Here is a 17130-nt window from a genome sequence, read left to right as displayed (position 1 = left end):
AGTCCTAGGCGTCAGCTCTCAGGCCCGTCCCGCTCGATCCGGCGGAGAGGCGTCTGGAACCCAGCCTGGCGATTGCCGGAGTCCGGCGCTTCATCGGGGCCTTCGTATGCCGCCCGTCGGTCTTTCGCGCAAGGCCCGAGCGTTTCATCATCGGCCTCTGGCACGGCATTTTCCGGCACTTCCTCATAAAGTCCGCGCGCTTCGGGGGCCGGGCCGCGGCGCGTGGCCAGGGCAGCCACGCGCCAGACCCGCACCTCTCCGCGCAAGGCCATTGTCAGCACGTCACCAACCCGCAGCTTGGCATGGGGTTTGACCGTGGGCTGCCGGTTGAGCCGCAGCGCTCCCTCCTCCACCAGCCTGACGCAGTCGGACCGGGCCTTGGCGACCCGCGCGCACCACAGCCACATGTCCAGGCGCTGGAAGGCGACGCCCTCGACCTCGGGCTTGCCTTTAGGTCCCTTGCCGTTCATCGCCGGCCGCCGATCTTTGCCCCACCCAGTTTGGCCTTTTCCATGCGGAACTGCGCCAGCGAGGCAAAGGGACTGTCGGGCCGGGGTACGGCCACGCGCGGCTCAGCCTCGGCGCGCGCGCGGGCGCGGCCCGGACTAAGCGGCGTCAGCATGGGGGGCACCGGCGGCCCGTATTCCCCGGCCGTCAGACCCGGGCTTGGGATCAGCCGGAAGCCAAGGCTGCGCAGCACCACGGGCAGGGCGTCGGCCTTGACCGAGAGGCGCGAGGCGAGACCGCGCGGCAGCAGCATGCGGCCGCCGAGCGCCCGCGCGCCGCGGCGAAGTTCCTGTGCAAGCTTCTCGGCCACATCCAGGCGCAGCAGCATCGGCCCCGCCTCGACCCAGCCCAGCGCCTCAGCGAAACCCCGCGGCCAGGCCTGGTCTGCCGGGATCGCGGTCAGGCTGGGATTGGGCAGGCGCGGCAGCGGCACACCGAACGACAGAGCGAGCAGGGCCGCCCGGAGCGCCATGGCTTGCGGCTTGAGCAGCGCCGGCAGAAACCAGGCCATGCCGCCACCTTCCAGCCGGACTTTGGCCAAGGGGCGATCCTCGGGCTCGGCCCGCGCGATGCCCATCCCCTCCCCCAGCCGGTGCAGCAGGCCGCGGCCCTCGGGCAGGGTGCGGGCGGCCTCCAGCGCCGCCAGCAGCGGCGCGAAGCCGGTCGCGATTTCGGCATCGACGAAAGCCTGGCAGCGGCGGCGCACACGCTCCCGCAAGGGGCCGTCCAGATAGTCGCTCGCGATCACCTCAACCTGCGGGCGCAGCACGGAATGGCCTGGGCGGAGTTTGGCGACCGGCTGATCCTGCCACAGCAGGCGGTGCTGGCCCGTGCGGGTGATCTCACTATCCGGGGCAGCCTCAAACCTGCCGACGCGGCGCGGCATTTCCTCGCCCAAAGCACGCCGGGCGGCGCGCATGACCATGCGCTTTTCGTCGCCGACGGCAGCGGGGTCCGGCAGGAAGGAAAAGGCGGCGAGATGGCCGACGGAATGGCCTTCGACGACGACCTCGCCCCGGCCGGTGACGGCCGAGAGCAGATCCTGGCCTTCCTTCTCCTCCAGCCGGCGCATGAGCAATGCCGCGCGGCGGTCAACGAAGCGCTGCATGAGCTTCTCATGCAGGCTGTCGGAGATCATGTCCTCCACCGCCCGCGCCCGGCCCTGCCAATGCGGCGCGTCGCGCACCCAGTCATCCCGCGCCACGATATAGGACCAGACGCGCACGCCGGAGAGGCGCTGCATCAGTGTGTCGATATCGCCCTCGATCTTGGCGAGCCGGTCGATCTGGCCGGCGATCCAGTCAATCGGCAGATGGCCGTGTTCGACGACGTGGCGGAAAACGCGAGCGCAGAGGGCGGCGTGGCTGTCATCGGCGATCTTGCGGAAGTCGGGTATCTGGCAGGCATCCCAGAGCTGGCGGACGCGGCGGCGGCCGGTGGTGCGGTTGCGGACCTCCATGTCACGCGACAGCGTGATGAGGGTTTCGAGATCGGACGCGTCATTGCCGCGCACCAAGCCGCGGCGTGGCGGCGAGGCCTGGAGGCTGCCGAGGAGCGCGTCGATGGAGGTGAAGTCGAGTTCGCTGTTGCGCCAGCAGATCTGGCTGATCGCCTCGAAATCATGGTTCTCGACGGCGCGGACCATCTCGTCCGGCAGCGGCGGACAATCGCCCGTGCTGCCGAAGGTGCCGTCACGCATGCCCCGCCCGGCGCGGCCGGCGATCTGGGCGGCTTCGGGGGCGGTCAGCCGGCGCAGCTTGTGGCCGTCGAATTTGGAGATGCCGGCGAAGCCGACGTGATCGACATCCATGTTCAGGCCCATGCCGATGGCATCCGTCGCGACCAGGAAATCGACCTCCTTTTCCTGATAGAGGGCGACCTGGGCATTGCGGGTGCGGGGCGAAAGACGGCCCATGACGACCGCGCAGCCGCCACGGCGGCGGCGGATCATCTCGGCGATGGCATAAACTTCGGCCGCCGAGAAGGCGACGACCGCCGACCGCGGCGGCAGGCGGATCAGCTTCGCGGGCCCGGCATGGTGGAGGCTGGAGAGGCGCGGCCGCGTCTCGATCATCGCTTCCGGGACCAGGCGTTCGATCAGCGGGCGGATGGTCTCGGCGCCCATGAACATGGTCTCCACCATGCCGCGGGCGCGCAGGAGCCTGTCGGTAAAGATATGGCCGCGATCGGGGTCGGCGCAGAGCTGGATTTCATCGACGGCGACAAACTCGACATGCCGGTCCAGCGGCATGGCTTCCACCGTGCAGGCGAACCAGCGCGCCTCGGGTGGAATAATTTTCTCTTCTCCGGTGATCAAACCGACCAGGCGCGCGCCTTTTTGGGCCACCATACGATCATAATTTTCTCTGGCGAGGAGTCGCAACGGGAAACCGATGATCCCTGACGCATGCGCCAGCATCCGTTCCAAGGCCAGATGCGTCTTGCCCGTGTTGGTGGGTCCTAAGACCGCCTTCACGCGCGGGGCGAATCCCTGCATGCAGGAAATGTCAGCGGTCGGTCGAACAATTGCAAGAGGCATTGCACATTTGGCCGGGGCGTGGCCTTTTCCCTGGCATTGCAATTGCGCGGCGTCGCGACACATACGAGGCCGCAACGGCTTGCCGCCCATTTGGGGGCGCCGGACCATCGTGATCGACGGGAAGACCGATATGGAACAGGATCATTCTGCCGCCAGCGGCACACATGACAGTACGGAAACCAAAGAGTTCAGCGCCGAAGTCGGACGGCTGCTCGACCTTGTGGTCAACGCCCTTTATTCCGAGCGCGAGATATTCCTGCGCGAATTGGTGGCCAATGCCGCCGACGCCGTGGACCGGCGGCGCTTCCTTGGCCTGACTGACGCGGCTTTGGCTCTGCCGGCCGAGGCTGCGGTCGTCATCACCCCCGACAAGGAGGCCCGCCTGATCACCATCAGCGATGATGGGCTGGGCATGACGCGCGAGGAGCTGATCGCCAATCTGGGCACGATCGCGCGATCCGGGACGCGCGCCTTCGGCGAGACCATCCAGCATGCCAAGCCCGAAGAGCGGCCGACCCTGATCGGCCAATTCGGCGTCGGCTTCTATTCCGCCTTCATGGTCGCCGACCGGGTTGAGGTCATCTCCCGCCGCGCGGGCCAGGACGAGGCCTGGAGCTGGCGGTCTGACGGGCGCGGGAGCTTTGACGTGTCACCCGCGGCCCGCGAGACCGCAGGCACCGACATCATCCTGCATATCAAGTCGGATGCGGATGAGTTTCTCGATCCGTTCCGGCTGCAGAGCATCATCCGCAAATGGGCGGACCATATTGCGGTGCCGATCAAGCTGGTGCGCGACGGCAAGGCCGAACCCGCCAACGAGGGCACGGCGCTGTGGCGGAAGCCGAAGGCCGAGGTGACGCCCGCCGAATACGAGGATTTCTATCGCCATCTGGGCCATTTCTTCGACAAGCCCTGGGCGACGCTGCACTGGAGAGCCGAGGGCGCGCTGGAATATTCCGCGCTGCTCTTCGTGCCCGAGCAGCCGCCGTTCGACCCTGTGGAAGGCGAGCGGCGCTCCAAGGTGCGGCTGCATGTGCGGCGCATGTTCATCACCGACGAGGCCGATCTGCTGCCGCCCTGGCTGCGCTTCGTGCAAGGCGTGGTCGATACCGAGGACCTGCCGCTGAACGTGTCACGCGAAATGCTGCAGACGACGCCGGTGATGGCGCGCATCCGCAAGGCTGTGCAGAACCGCGTGCTGACCGAACTCAAGACCCGCGCGAAAGAGGAAGCCAAGGCCGAGACCGGCCCCATGGCCGCCGATGACGAAGACGCGCCGGCCGCCGAGCCGCTGCGCGACGGCTATCTGCAGTTCTGGGAGAATTTCGGCACCATCCTGAAGGAAGGCCTGTGGGAGGATGCCGGCGCGCGCGCCGATATCGCGCCGCTGCTGCGCTTCCGCACGACGCATGAAGACGGCTGGACCTCGCTCGCCGATTACGTCGCCCGCATGAAGCCCGACCAGACCGCGATCTATCTTCTGGCCGGGGACAATATCGACCAGCTACGCCATGCCCCGGTGCTGGAGGGCTATCGCGCGCGGGGCTTCGAGGTGCTGCTGCTGACGGACGCGATCGACGCTTTCTGGCCCGAACGCATGGGCACGTTTGAAGACAAGCCGCTGAAAAACGCGCGCCAGGCGCTGGCCGATCTGGGTGATGCCGAGGCCGTGCCGGAGACGCTGCAGCCGCTGATCGACGCCATCAAGGCTGCGCTATCCGACGAGATTGCAGAAGTGCAACCTGCGGCACATCTCACGGAAAGTCCGGTCATGCTGGTCTCGGGCGCAGACGGGGCGGATCTGCACATGCAGAAACTGCTTCGCCGCGCAGGTCGTCCGGCCTGGGGCGGCAAACCGCTTCTGGCGATCAATCCGCGCCATCCGTGGATCGAGGCTTTGGCGGCACGGGCGGCAGAGGGTGAACAGGTGGAAGAAGAGGCGCGTCTGCTGCTGGACCTTGCCCGCGTGCAGGAAGGCGAAGGCCCTGTCGAACCCGCGGCCTTCATCCGCCGCGTGGTCGCTGCGATCACGGCCGGCCGGACCACGCATTGATGCGGGAGCTGGACTGTCTGTTCGATCCCCTGGCCGCTGCCGACAGCGGCCAGGCCATCCACCGCCTTCATGCGGCGACGCCGGAAAGCTTGGACGCCTGCCTGGCCGCGCTGACGCCGGCGCAAAGGGACTACGCCCTTTTTACCAACTTCACGGCCAAGCGCGGCACCGTTGCGATCCTGCCCGCCGGTGTGGACGGACGCATGGACGCAATTCTGGGCCTGGGCCAGGACTCCAGCCACGCGCCCTTCGGCGCCCTGCCCTATGGCCTGCCGCCCGAGACCTTGTGGCATTTCGTCTCTCCTGACATCGACCCGGCACAGGCGGTACTGGGCTTCTGCCTGGGCGCTTACCGCTTCACCGAATTGAAGCAAGCGGCGCGGAAACCCGCGCGGCTGGCCCGCATGACGGGCACGGAGGACGCGCAGCATCAGGCCTGGGCGATCTGGATGGGCCGCGATCTGATCAACCGGCCCGCCAATCTTCTGGGACCGGCAGAACTTGCCCAGGCGACGGTTTCGTTGTCGGACCGATTCGGCGCATCTTGCGATGTCATCGCGGGCGAGCGGCTGGAGGAGAATTATCCGACCATTGCAGCAGTGGGCCGGGGCTCGATGCGCGGACCGCATGTCGCGATCCTGCGCTGGCGCGGCAGCAAGGCCGATGACACGTCGCCACTGGTCTCGCTCTGCGGCAAAGGCGTGTGCTTCGATTCGGGTGGTTACGATCTCAAACCATCTGCCGGCATGTTACGGATGAAGAAGGATATGGGCGGTGCCGCCGCGATGATGGCGCTGGCCGCCCAGATCATGGCGGCGGATCTGCCGCTGCGGCTGGTGCTGCGGGTGGGCTGTGTCGAGAACAGCGTCTCAGGCGAGGCGATGCGGCCGCTGGACGTCATCCGCACGCGCAGCGGCAAGACCGTGGAGATCGGCAATACCGATGCCGAAGGCCGCCTGGTGCTGTGCGATCTTTTGGATGAGGCGGGATCTGAATCACCTGATATTCTGATCGACGCGGCGACGCTGACGGGCGCCGCCCGCACCGCATTGGGCCCTGATTTGCCGGCCCTGTTCGCGAACAATGACGAATGGTCGAACACCGTCATCGAATCGGGCAAAGCGGTTCACGATCCGGTTTGGCCCCTGCCGCTTTGGCCCGGATACGATGCCTGGCTGGACAGTACCGTCGCCAATGTGAGTAATGTCTCAAGTAATGGCTTTGCTGGAGCCATCACTGCAGCGCTGTTTCTGCAACGGTTTGTTACGTCACCCCAAAATTGGATTCACTTGGATCTGTATGCCTGGAACGATCGTGGCAGACTCGTGTTTCCCGAAGGCGGTGAAGTACAAACGTCGCGCTGCCTGTTTCGAGCATTGCTAAACCGGTACAAATTTTCGTTACAACAGTCCTAAAAGGCCATAGTGACGCTTCGTTACCATTTTTAGCGTATATTTCAGCGCGACGACCCAGTAATGAACTGCATGGTCTGATCAGTTACAGCGCTTGTGAAGGCTTTTTCCGATACGGTTCGATCTCGATATAAATTAACCGTTTCGTCTCTGTCTATGCTGTAAGTCCTAACCCGAAGGAGACAACCCTATGGCGACCGCCGCTGCTACAGACCAACTCGTGGGCGTTCTACGCGACACCATCGTTGCCCTCGTCCGCCGGGATGGTCCCGATCTGTCAGCCCGCCAGCTTGGCGTCTTCCTTACCTGCTATCTGACGGAAAAGGCGCATACCGTGCGCGGCCTGGCCGCAGATCTGGAAGTCTCGAAGCCTGCCATCACCCGTGCCCTCGACCGCCTGTCGGAATTCGAGCTGGTGCGCCGCAAGGTGGACCCCGCCGACCGCCGCAGCGTGCTGGTGCAGCGTACCCTGAAGGGCTCTGCCTTCCTGCGCGAACTGCGCTCCATCATGGGCGAAGCCGGTGCCGGCAAGCTGACCGAAGTGGGCAGCCGCCGCGCGGCTGGCTGATGATTGACGGCTGAAATGGCGGCGGAGCGACGGTCAGCGCGCATGCCTTCCCTTGCGGGAAGCGCTGGGTGCAGATCTCCTCTGCTGGGCTCTTTTCGCGTCTAAAATCTGTCATCGGGGGCTTCACAGAGCGATCCGGGGTCGGTATACGCCGGTCCCACGGAGGGCGCATAGCTCAGTTGGTAGAGCAGCTGACTCTTAATCAGCGGGTCGTAGGTTCGAATCCTACTGCGCCCACCATTCCTCCGATTACCGCGACGACGAGCCGACCGGGCGATCAGCATCCCTGATCACCCAGGCGCACGGAACCGTGTAGCGGCTCATCCCATTGATGTGACAAAGTGGTGATCAGTGCGGGCGCTTGGTACCGTGATCCGCGCACGTGATGCGCGGATCAACCCAGTGCGGCAACCCACATATCCCGGCGGCACCCGAGCGGGTAGATGCCCGGCATGAAGCCGGGCATGACCATGGTTGGGACGGGAGTGCGCGCCCACCCACAGGTTTTAGCTTGCGGGCATCAACACTTTATCGATGACCTGGATGACGCCATTCGACTGCGTCACGTCGGCGATGGTGATATCGGCCGTGTCACCCTTGCCGTCCGCGACCGTGATGTTGCTTGATCCATTCATGGCGAAGGTGAGCGAGTCGCCTTCAAGCGTCTTCAGCTCGGCCTTGCCGCCGCCGGCCAGGATCAGAGCGCGCAGCTTGGTGGTGTTATAGTCGCCGGGCACGACGTGATAGGTCAGGATCTTGGTCAGCGTCGCCTTGTTCTCAGGCTTCACCAGGGTCTCGACCGTACCGGCGGGGAGAGCTGCGAAAGCTTCGTTGGTCGGCGCGAAGACGGTGAAGGGTCCGGGGCCGCTCAGCGCACCGACCAGGCCCGCGGCCTTTACGGCGGCGACGAGCGTGGTGTGGTCGGACGAGTTCACCGCGTTCTGCACGATGGTCTTGCTCGGATACATGGCCATGCCGCCGACCATGACGGTGCTGGACTGCGCCAGAGCCATGGACAGGGGCAGAACGCTCAGCGCTGCCGCGACGACGGCCACTTTCAGAGACGTAATTTTCAGAGACTGGGACATCAACATTTCCTCCGCATGAAGCGATCTCGCTGACCGCTCCCATGATCGTGCGAAAGCGGAGGGGCAGATGCGCAGAGAGACGCCGATGACGGCGAAAAGGCGCCTTTGCGGCGCGTCACTTTAACGTGTTGAAAAGAATAGAGAAATTTCGTGAGGGCGGTGCATCCGGGACGAGGTTCCCCGCGTTAACGAGGGTTGATGACGCGATTGCGCGTGCCCGGGAGCGGGCATGACGGATGTTGGATAGGTGATCCTGTCCGAAACCGGACTTACGGATTGGTGTTGCCGGCAACCGGGGGCGCACCGCTGGGCACTTTAGGCAGGGGCGCGTTCATCAGCTGCTGATCCAGCTTCTGCAGCTTGTGATTGATCTTGTCCTGCTGCTGCATCGTCGTGGGCGCCACATCGGCCGGGGTCGGCTGATGATCCTGCCCGTTCCAGACATTGCCCTCAGACGAGGGAACCGTGCCGTTCACGGTCGCCGCCGGATTGGCGCCCGTGCTTTGGGCCAAGGCCGGGGGGACGGCCGCGACGCCGGCACCCAGAACAAGGGCGCCCGCCGCACACGCCATCGTCATCACCGCTTTGATCATCCGCCACCCCTTCCCAAGCCCGCTCAATCCGAAAAACTTAGGCGCGGCAGCCAGCTCTGTCATCAGGCGGTGAGGGAAACGGACTGGCAGAAGGGTTCAGCTCTGATGGGTCTCGGCGACGTGGATGGCGGCCAGACCCTCACGATAGGTCGGGTAGCGCCAGCGCCGCCCCAGCGCCTGCTGGGTGGCGACACTGGAGACGCGGCGGCTTTCCGCCCAGAAGCTGCGACCCATCTCGCTCATGCCCGCCGCGACGTCCGCAAACGGCACCAGCGGGGGCGGCACGACCCCCAGAAGCCGCGCCGCCTCCGCCGTAACCTCGGCCGGTTCGGTCGGCAGATCGTCATTGAAATTGAGCACGCGCAGGCCGCTGAGATGCTCTGCCTGCTGTGCCGCGGCCAGGGTGCCTTCGGCGATATCGGTGAGGTGAATGCGGCCGAAGGCGTGGCCCGGCTTGTCGATCCGCCGCGCGCGACCGGCGCGCAGCTCATCAAAGGCCGAGCGGCCCGGTCCGTAGATGCCGGCCAGGCGGATGAGATCGACCGGCACACTGCGCGCTGCACCAAGCGCCGCCCAGTCTTCCTCGGCCGCACGGCGGGCACGGGCGCGCAGCGACGTCGGGCGCGGCTCGCTCCGCTCATCCACCCAATCGCCGCCACGGTCACCATAGACGCCGGTGGAGGAGAGGAAGCCGATCCAGCGCAGCGCGGGGGCCGCGGCGATCTCGGCGCGATAGCGCGCGAGGACAGGGTCGCCGTCTTCGGCGGGCGCGGCCGTCGGCACGATATGGGTCGCGGTCGCGATCACGTCCGCGGCCGCATCGAACGGCACGACCGCCACACCCGGAGGCGGCTGCAGATCGGCCCGGCGGCTGGTGCCCGTGACGCGGTAGCCGGCAGCAGCAGCGGCGGCCGCAATGGCCGTGCCGCTATAGCCCAGTCCGAAGATCAGCACGTGACCGGGCGCGGACGCGGACATGGGGCCGCTCAGAAATCGAGATCGGCGTAATGCGCCGGCGGCGTGATGCCCGCCATGCGATCCGCCAGAATGGGCCGGAAGCTGGGCCGCGATTTGATGCGCGCATACCAATCCTTCGCAGCGGCCGAAATCGACCAATCCACCTCACCCGCAAAATCGAGCGAGGAGAGATGGGCGGCCGCGGCGAAATCCGCGAGCGACAGATTGGCGCCCGCCAGCCATTTCCGGCTTTCCGCCAGATAGCCGAGATATTCGAGATGGCCTTTGAGATTGGCATAGCCGACGCGCAGCGCCCCGGTATCGGGCTGGCCGCGCCCGGCCATGCGCTTCATGATTTTCTCGCCCAGCAGATGGCGGGTGACGTCATGGTTGAATTTGAGATCGAACCAGCAGACCAGGCGCCGTACCTCGACCCGCTCCGCCAGCGTGCGGCCGATGAGCGGCACATCGGGGTAGGCCTCATCCAGATATTCGCAGATGGCGGCGGATTCGGAGACGATGAGGCCGTTTTCATCGGACAGCACCGGCACCGTACCGGCAGGGTTCAGTTCGAGGAATTCCGACCGGCGTTCCCAGGTCTTTTCAACCCGCAGCTCGAACGGCAAGCGCTTTTCCGCCAGCACCAGACGGACTTTGCGGGAGAAAGGCGAGTGCGGAAGATGATATAACAGTCGCATGCCTGCCGATTATCGCATTCCGTCCGACGGGGCCAGCGCCGAAAGCCTGGAAGGACATGATTTACCGATGCCTTTTGGAGACGCCCGGACGCTGGTCTGGCGCGGGACCGGCTTCGTGCCCAGCACGCGCGCCTTGCCCGAGGAGACGCCGGTCGCCATCACCTATAACCGCGTCTCCCATGCGGTGATGATGGCCACTCCCGCCGATTTGCGCGACTTCGCGCTGGGCTTCACGCTGAATGAGCGGATCGTCGCCGACGCTTCGGAAATCGAGGAGGTCGAGATCGTGCCGGCGCCACGCGGTGCGGTGGAGCTGCGGCTATGGATTGCGGCCGAGCGCATGGACGCGCTGGACCACCGGCGCCGCCATCTGACCGGCGCGATGGGCTGCGGCTTGTGCGGGCTGGAAAGCCTGGAGGAAGCGACGCGGCCCCTGCCGCCGGTGCAATCCGACCTTACCCTGTCCGCCACAGACATCATGGCGGCGGTCGCGAGCCTGTATCCGGCGCAGGCGCTGGCGCAGAAAACCCGCGCCGTGCATGCGGCCGCCTTCTGGCGGCCGGAGGCGGGACTGGTCGCCATCCGCGAGGATGTCGGCCGGCATAATGCGCTCGACAAGCTGGCGGGCGGGCTGCTGCAGATGGGCGAAGCGCCGGACAAGGGCGTGCTGGTGATGACCAGTCGCATTTCCATCGAGCTGATCCAGAAGGCGGCGGTGATGGGCGTGTCTGTGCTGGCCGCCGTTTCAGCCCCGACCCGGCTCGCCATCCGGGAGGCCGAGTCCATCGGCCTGACGCTGATCGGCATCGCGCGGGACGATGGGTTCGAGGTCTTCACCGGCGGCGATCGCATCCTCGGCTAGAGCGAGGTGGGCCGGGGTGTTGATGTTGAAAAAGGGGTCCGGGCGACCGGCCGGAATGTCGCAGAGGCGATGCGGATACGCCTCATAGAAGCGGCGGACGGAGAGGTCTGCGCCCGCGGCCACGACACGGGCGAGATCGTCCCGAAGCGACAGATCCCAGAGTGCGGCAGTGGGATGGGCATGGCCGCCTGACCGGGCGACGACGACGCGCGCGTGCGCGGAGTGGGCCTGCGCGCACAGTGCGGCCACCAGATCGGCCGGCAGGAAGGGACAATCGACCGGTACAGTCACGAGCCAGCGGAGGTCCCTGCCCTCGCCAATGGCCCAATCCATGCCTGCGAGAATGCCAGCCAGCGGCCCCCGCCGGTCATCATGCCTGTCCGCCAGCAGCGGCAGCCCCGCAGCGGCGACGGCCACTGCCGGATCATTGGCGCTGACGGCGATGGCGCGGACCTGAGGGCCGAGGCGGCCGAGCGCATGAGACAGGAGAGGCTGGCCGCCGAGCGGCAACATGGCTTTCAGCGCGCCGCCCATGCGGCGGCCGCGGCCGCCGGCCAGGATGACGGCGGCTGTGTCAGAGCGGTCTGGCATGATCCCGCGCGAATGCCGCGATGCCGGCGATATCGTCCAGCGCCAGAACCGGCCGGCCACTCGCCGGAAACAGCGTGTCGGACGCGATGGCGACGATGCTGCTATCCTCGGGATGCAGCGGCGGCTTGCCATTCGCCGCACGGAAGACTTCGATCTTGGGGAAGGCCGTGCGTTTGAAGCCTTCGACCAGAACCAGATCGGCCGGGGCGAGCTTGCCGATCAGCTCCGCGAGGCCGGGCTCGGGTGCGCCGCGCAGTTCATGCATCAGGGCCCAGCGGCGATCAGAGACGATCAGCACCTCGGAAGCACCTGCTTGGCGATGCTCCCAGGAATCCTTGCCGGGCTGGTCAATATCAAACTCATGATGCGCATGCTTGATGGTCGAGACGCGGAGGCCATCGGCGATCAGGTGCGCGATGACCTGACGGATGAGCACTGTCTTGCCGGCACCGCTCCATCCCGCAAAGCCAAAAACCCTGGTCACGCCCGTCTCCGCCCTCGCCGCTGGGCTTATTCAGCCACCCATGGCCGTGCGCTTCAAGCCGCAGCCTGCGCGGGTGAGACGCGGCGCAGGCGCACGGGCACGTTTTTGGAGGCCGGCGTCTTGCAGCCGGTGGCAAAATGATTGAGCGGCACCAGGGCATTTGCCTCAGGATAATAGGTGCCGATGCAGCCCGGCGGGACGTTATAGGGCGTAACGATGAAACCGCTCATCGCCCGGCCGATCCCGTCATTGGAGACGGTTTCGATGGTCACCACCTCGCCTGCCGTGAAGCCGAGGCGCGCGATATCATCCTCATGCATCAGCACCACCATGCGGGTGCCGCGAATGCCGCGGAACCGGTCGTCGTAACCGTAGATGGTGGTGTTGAACTGGTCGTTGCTGCGGAGAGTCATCATGCGCAGCACGTCAGCCCCGCCGGTGACCATATCGGCGTCTTCCTCCAGCCCGTCCGGCGTCACGAATTCTGCGCGGCCGGAGGGCGTGTTCCATTGGCGCTTGCGCGCCGCGATGGGCTTTTCGATCCCAGCGGGGTCCATCATGCGCGTGTTATAGTCATGGAATATCGCGGGATAGGTTTCGGCGATCGCATTGCGGATGAGGCTGTAGTCATCCATCCAGCTCTGCCAGGTGACGCGCGGATTGGCGTCCAGCGTTGCCAGCGCAATGCGCCCGACGATCTCGACCTCGCTTTTGAGGTGCTTGGACGCCGGCGCCCGCATGCCGCGCGAGACGTGGATATGGGCGGAGGTGTCTTCGATCGACAGCAGCTGATCGACACCGCCGCGCCGGTCCCGCTCGATGCGGCTCAGCACAGGCAGAACGTAGCTAACTGTCCCGGGGAAAAGATGACTGCGGTTGAGCTTGGTCGCGATGCTGACAGTGAGCCGCATATCACCCCAGGCCTCCTCCATGCGGTCCCGATCCGGGATGGCGCGGAGGAAGTTGCCGCCCAGCATGACAAAGGCATCGATGCGGCGGGCGATGATTGCCTCGCAGGCATCGACGGTCGCGAGGCCTTCCTCCTGCGGCGGCTCGAAGCCGAACTGGGCGCGTAGCTTGTCAATCGGCACCAGAGCCGGCTTTTCGGTGATGCCGACGGTGCGCTGGCCCTGGACGTTGGAATGGCCGCGAATGGGGCTGATGCCGGCACCCGGCTTGCCGATATTGCCGCGCATGAGGAGAAGATTAACCAGCATGCGCACGGTCTCAATGCCGGCGCGATGCTGCGTCAGGCCCATACCATAGACCGCAATGGCCGATTTGGTCTGCGCATAGGTGGAGGCCGTGCTCTGCAACGCCGCGCGAGGCAGCCCGGAATGCAGCTCGATACTGTCCCAGGACTGCCGGCCGAGCCAATCCAGAAAGGTCTGGAAACCATGGGTATGCTCGGCCAGGAAGGCATGGTCGATCGCGCCACCCGCGCCACCCTGGTCCAGATCGACCAGGGCTTTGCAGATGCCGGTGATGGCCGCGAGATCGCCGCCGGTCTTGACCTGATGGTAGGCGCTGCTGATGCGGGTTTCCTGGCCGGTCAGCATCTCCAGCGGCGATTGCGGATCGGTGAAGCTTTCCAGGCCGCGCTCGCGCAGCGGATTGAAGGTGATGATGGGGCAGCCGCGCTTGGCCGCATCCTGGAGAGGATGGAGCATGCGCGGGGCATTGGAGCCCGGATTCTGACCGAAAAAGAAGATGCACTCGGTTTGAGCGAAATCCTCCATGTTCACGGTGCCGATCGGCACGCCGATACTGGCCGGCAGGGCGACCGAGGTGGTCTCGTGACACATGTTGGAACTATCGGGCAGGTTGTTGTTGCCGTAGAGGCGCGCGAAGAGGCCGTAGAGATAGCTCGCCTCATTCGAGGTGCGGCCGGAACTGTAGAAGACCGCGCGTTTGCGGTCGGCGATGGCGCGCAACTCTGACCCGATTTCAGCGAAGGCCAAATCCCAGGAGACTTCGCGGTAGCGGTCCTGCGCCGGATCGTAGCGCAGCGGGCGGGTCAGGCGGCCGACCTGCTCCAGATCGTAGTCGGTCCAGGCCCTGAGCGACGCGACCGTATTTTTCGCGAAAAAATCCGGCCGGGCGCGGCGCGTGGTGATGTCCCAGGCAGTGGCTTTGGCGCCGTTCTCACAGAATTCGAGCGGCAAGGTGTCAGCCGGCTTGATCCAGGCGCAGCTGACGCATTGAAAGCCGTCCGGCTTGTTCTGCAGGGCCAGCGCGAGGGCCGTGCTGACCGGCGCGCCTTCCCGCCGCAGAATATTTTGCACGGATTGCGCGGAACCCCAGCCGCCGGCGGGCCGGTTATAGGGTTTGAAGGAGGGTTTTGTATCCATGACGGGCGTCCCGGTGATCTGCCTGTCCCGCAGATGGCGCGCGCCTCGCTTGCGGCAACACGCGGGAAAGCCGATTATGCGGAGTTGTGAACGACGAGATGGAGCGACCCATGACCTCCTGCCCCTGGCTGAACGAGAATGGCCTCACCTGGGAGGGCGCGCGGCGCTTCGTCGATCATCACGTCATCCCCTGCGCCATGAATGCCGCCGGCACTGTCGAGGTCGCGCTGGAAGATCTGCGTGAGGAGGTTCGGGCCGAGCCTGTGAAGGCATTGGCGATTGCCGGCGCCGCCGGGCTTGTGCTGGGCCTGACCATCGCGGCATTCCGCCGCTGATGCCTGTGGCCAAGCGATATCTCCTACGGCTTTCATTTTCTGCTATGGTACACCGGAAGTTGCAATTCTGCGTTAGTGAAGTCTCAGACTGATGGCCTTTGCCGCGCCCGACGCCCAGAAAGTTGAGACGCTGCTCTCGACCCCCGATCTCGCCCAAGCGCTTGAAAGCGAGCATTTTCGGCATTTTCTGGATCAGATCCCGATTGCTATCGCCATCAGCGCCATGCATCAGGCCGAGCGGATCGTCTATGCCAATCCCCAATTCGAGCGGCTGACCGGGCGGGATATCGCGGGTCTGGTCGATCATCCCTGGTCGGTCATCGGCACTTTGGGGCAGGCGGTGGACCATGACCACGGCCTTGGCCAGGCGATTGAGAGCGACAGCGACTGCGTCGGCACCTTCCGAATTGCCCGCGGCGACGAGGCTGTGGTGATCGACGCCTATTCCAACCTGATCGAAGATGAGGACGGCAAGCCCGCCTTTCGCCTGGCCGCGCTGGTCGATGTCACCGCCCATCAGGACGATGAGCCGGATTCGCTCGCCAAGCAGCTGCAGGAGAAGGACGTTCTGCTGCGCGAGGTGCAGCACCGGGTGAAGAACAACCTGCAGATGATCATGGCGCTGATCCGCATCGAGGCGCGCAATGCCCGGCATAATCCCGACACGGATGCTTTCGAGCGCCTGGCTGGGCGCATCGAGGCGATCCAGCTTCTGTACAGTCTTCTGTCCGACCAGGCCGACAGCCAGGAAATAGACCTTGGCATCTATCTCAACCAGATCTCCGCGGCGGTGCTGCAGTCGCAGGGAAGCAGCGGCATCCGCCTGAACATGACGGTCGATACCTATCCGGTCTCGGTCAATGTCGCGATGCCGACGGGTCTGGTCGTCAACGAGCTGCTGACGAACTCCCTGAAACACGCCTTTGCCGGGCGCGAAGGGGGCACGATCACGTTGCACAGCCTGACCGACGAGCACGGCTGCATCATCACCATCGCCGATGATGGCATCGGCCTTGCCGAAGGTGCAAGCTGGCCACAACCCGGCAAGCTGAGCTACGCGATCATGCAGTCTCTGAAAGAAAATGCGCGGGCCAAGGTGGAAATTACCTCCGGCCCCGATCAAGGCATGCGCGTGACCATTACCTTCAAGCGGGCCCATGCGACGCCCGCAGCCGCGGGCTGATCTGCCCGCGGTGCTGCCGGCATCCTACCAGGGAAAGCTGGGCTTCACCGCCGTCGGCGCGAAGGGATAGAACCACAGCGGCAGATCCGGCCAGTCCAGGCAATTGCCGGTGTCGAGCGGCGTCGGATAATAGGTCATGGACGGGGCCGCCTGCACGAGATCGCTGCGGATATAGGTGACTTCCAAAGTCTCGGGCACCGGGAAGCCGCTGACGGTCGCGATGGCGCCGAAGTTATTGGCGTGGACGTGACAGAGGGTAAAGGCCGAGGAGAGCGAGGCTAGCGCCCGCCAGGCCATACCCCGGAAATGCGGCTCATCCAGTTGCGGCAGGTGATGCAGTTCGAGCACGATCTGCTCGAACCGCCGCAGGAGCGCGATGGAGGTTTCGGTCAGCACCGCCCACTCCGCCCCTTCGACATCCATTTTCAGGATCGGCGCGTCAGCCCCCGACGGCAGCTTTGCCATGTGTTCGGCCAGCGTAAAAAGCCCGGACGACGGGTCGGCCGAAGCCGCGACGCCTTCCGCGAACCAAGTGAAGCCGGGATGATCCTCCGGCAGACGGGCGATGGTGTGATCGAAGAGCAGGACAGGATGGCCGCGGTCCGCCAGATCCCGATCGAAGGCGACCGAGGGGCCGACGCCGAAACTCATCACCGGCTGGCCGGGCCGGAGGCGATCGACGATGACATAGCCGCCGTCCCCCGGTCCGCCGATGCGGATTTTCTGCTCGCCCGGCAGATCATGGGGCGTGAGGAGCGCCAGCGCCTCGAACACGCCGCGCTGGCGGGCAATGCCGGCCTCCAGCGGCTCGGTCACGGGACGGAAGGTCATGGGTAGCGGTGCGTCCTCGATATGATGTGACAGGTCATTTGGTGACGGTATCAATCTCCGCCAGAGGCGGCGAGGTCA

16 protein-coding genes and 1 tRNA gene are annotated in these 17130 nt (G+C 65.4%); 7 read left to right on the top strand and 10 right to left on the bottom strand.

The annotated features are described in order from the left end of the window. Positions 1-11 precede the first annotated feature (11 nt). Both AC3G7M_RS09815 and AC3G7M_RS09810 read right to left on the bottom strand, forming a co-directional pair. Positions 12-470 (bottom strand): RNA-binding S4 domain-containing protein, encoded by a 459-nt coding sequence (locus AC3G7M_RS09815; protein WP_489211605.1) that lies wholly within the window; start codon positions 468-470, stop codon positions 12-14. Then, positions 467-3004 carry a helicase-related protein gene (locus AC3G7M_RS09810; protein WP_489211604.1) on the bottom strand — a complete coding sequence of 846 codons (2538 nt, stop codon included), beginning with the start codon at positions 3002-3004 and terminating at the stop codon, positions 467-469. Before AC3G7M_RS09810 ends, AC3G7M_RS09815 begins: the two co-directional genes overlap by 4 nt. Before the next feature lie 172 nt (positions 3005-3176). Here AC3G7M_RS09810 and htpG point away from each other — a divergent pair, with 172 nt between their 5' ends. The 4 genes from htpG (at position 3177) to AC3G7M_RS09790 (ending at position 7319) form a co-directional block, all read left to right on the top strand. Then, the gene (gene htpG, locus AC3G7M_RS09805; protein ID WP_489216021.1) at positions 3177-5099 is read left to right on the top strand and encodes a molecular chaperone HtpG; all 1923 of its coding nucleotides are present in this window, start codon (positions 3177-3179) and stop codon (positions 5097-5099) included. Further along, positions 5099-6514 (top strand): leucyl aminopeptidase family protein, encoded by a 1416-nt coding sequence (locus tag AC3G7M_RS09800; RefSeq protein WP_489211603.1) that lies wholly within the window; start codon positions 5099-5101, stop codon positions 6512-6514. Before htpG ends, AC3G7M_RS09800 begins: the two co-directional genes overlap by 1 nt. 187 nt (positions 6515-6701) lie before the next feature. Beyond that, positions 6702-7079, top strand: a complete 378-nt coding sequence (locus tag AC3G7M_RS09795; RefSeq protein WP_489211602.1) for a MarR family transcriptional regulator — start codon at positions 6702-6704, stop codon at positions 7077-7079. Between the two features lie 164 nt (positions 7080-7243). Next, positions 7244-7319 (top strand) — tRNA-Lys (locus tag AC3G7M_RS09790). A 266-nt stretch (positions 7320-7585) separates the two neighbouring features. Here AC3G7M_RS09790 and AC3G7M_RS09785 read toward each other — a convergent pair. The 4 genes from AC3G7M_RS09785 to fzlA all read right to left on the bottom strand — a co-directional run bounded on the left by AC3G7M_RS09785 (position 7586) and on the right by fzlA (position 10415). Then, the gene (locus AC3G7M_RS09785; protein ID WP_489211601.1) at positions 7586-8167 is read right to left on the bottom strand and encodes a fasciclin domain-containing protein; all 582 of its coding nucleotides are present in this window, start codon (positions 8165-8167) and stop codon (positions 7586-7588) included. 269 nt (positions 8168-8436) lie between these two features. Further along, positions 8437-8760, bottom strand: coding sequence for a hypothetical protein (locus AC3G7M_RS09780; RefSeq protein WP_489211600.1), 324 nt, complete (start codon positions 8758-8760; stop codon positions 8437-8439). A 96-nt stretch (positions 8761-8856) separates the two neighbouring features. Continuing rightward, positions 8857-9738, bottom strand: a complete 882-nt coding sequence (locus AC3G7M_RS09775) for an NAD-dependent epimerase/dehydratase family protein (protein WP_489211599.1) — start codon at positions 9736-9738, stop codon at positions 8857-8859. An 8-nt stretch (positions 9739-9746) separates the two neighbouring features. Beyond that, positions 9747-10415, bottom strand: coding sequence for an FtsZ-binding protein FzlA (fzlA, locus tag AC3G7M_RS09770; RefSeq protein ID WP_489211598.1), 669 nt, complete (start codon positions 10413-10415; stop codon positions 9747-9749). On the opposite strand from fzlA, the gene fdhD reads away from it, so the two are divergent. After that, entirely contained in the window at positions 10414-11277 is an 864-nt protein-coding gene (fdhD, locus tag AC3G7M_RS09765) for a formate dehydrogenase accessory sulfurtransferase FdhD (protein ID WP_489211597.1), read from the top strand. The genes fzlA and fdhD overlap by 2 nt on opposite strands. On the opposite strand, the gene mobA is transcribed toward fdhD, so the two are convergent. Genes mobA through AC3G7M_RS09750 form a run of 3 tightly spaced genes read right to left on the bottom strand, consistent with a single transcriptional unit; the run spans position 11161 to position 14703 of the window. Beyond that, a complete protein-coding gene (gene mobA / locus AC3G7M_RS09760; protein ID WP_489211596.1) occupies positions 11161-11868 on the bottom strand; it encodes a molybdenum cofactor guanylyltransferase MobA in 708 nt (235 codons plus the stop codon). The genes fdhD and mobA overlap by 117 nt on opposite strands. Continuing rightward, positions 11852-12352, bottom strand: a complete 501-nt coding sequence (mobB, locus tag AC3G7M_RS09755; protein ID WP_489211595.1) for a molybdopterin-guanine dinucleotide biosynthesis protein B — start codon at positions 12350-12352, stop codon at positions 11852-11854. The genes mobA and mobB overlap by 17 nt, the downstream gene beginning before the upstream one ends. A gap of 53 nt (positions 12353-12405) precedes the next feature. Then, positions 12406-14703 (bottom strand): FdhF/YdeP family oxidoreductase, encoded by a 2298-nt coding sequence (locus tag AC3G7M_RS09750; protein ID WP_489211594.1) that lies wholly within the window; start codon positions 14701-14703, stop codon positions 12406-12408. Positions 14704-14813: 110 nt separating this feature from the next. On the opposite strand from AC3G7M_RS09750, the gene AC3G7M_RS09745 reads away from it, so the two are divergent. Beyond that, on the top strand, positions 14814-15038 hold the full coding sequence (locus AC3G7M_RS09745) for a hypothetical protein (RefSeq protein WP_489211593.1): 225 nt from the start codon (positions 14814-14816) through the stop codon (positions 15036-15038). A 91-nt stretch (positions 15039-15129) separates the two neighbouring features. Beyond that, positions 15130-16221: a sensor histidine kinase gene (locus AC3G7M_RS09740; protein WP_489211592.1), complete on the top strand. Its 1092-nt coding sequence runs from the start codon at positions 15130-15132 to the stop codon at positions 16219-16221. A 24-nt stretch (positions 16222-16245) separates the two neighbouring features. On the opposite strand, the gene AC3G7M_RS09735 is transcribed toward AC3G7M_RS09740, so the two are convergent. Further along, on the bottom strand, positions 16246-17052 hold the full coding sequence (locus AC3G7M_RS09735; protein WP_489211591.1) for an FkbM family methyltransferase: 807 nt from the start codon (positions 17050-17052) through the stop codon (positions 16246-16248). Positions 17053-17130 lie beyond the last annotated feature (78 nt).

It is taken from the genome of Acidisoma sibiricum (assembly GCF_057837225.1).
The sequence above is the reverse complement of the archived record's forward strand: the minus strand, read 5'-3'. Positions and strand labels throughout refer to the sequence as shown.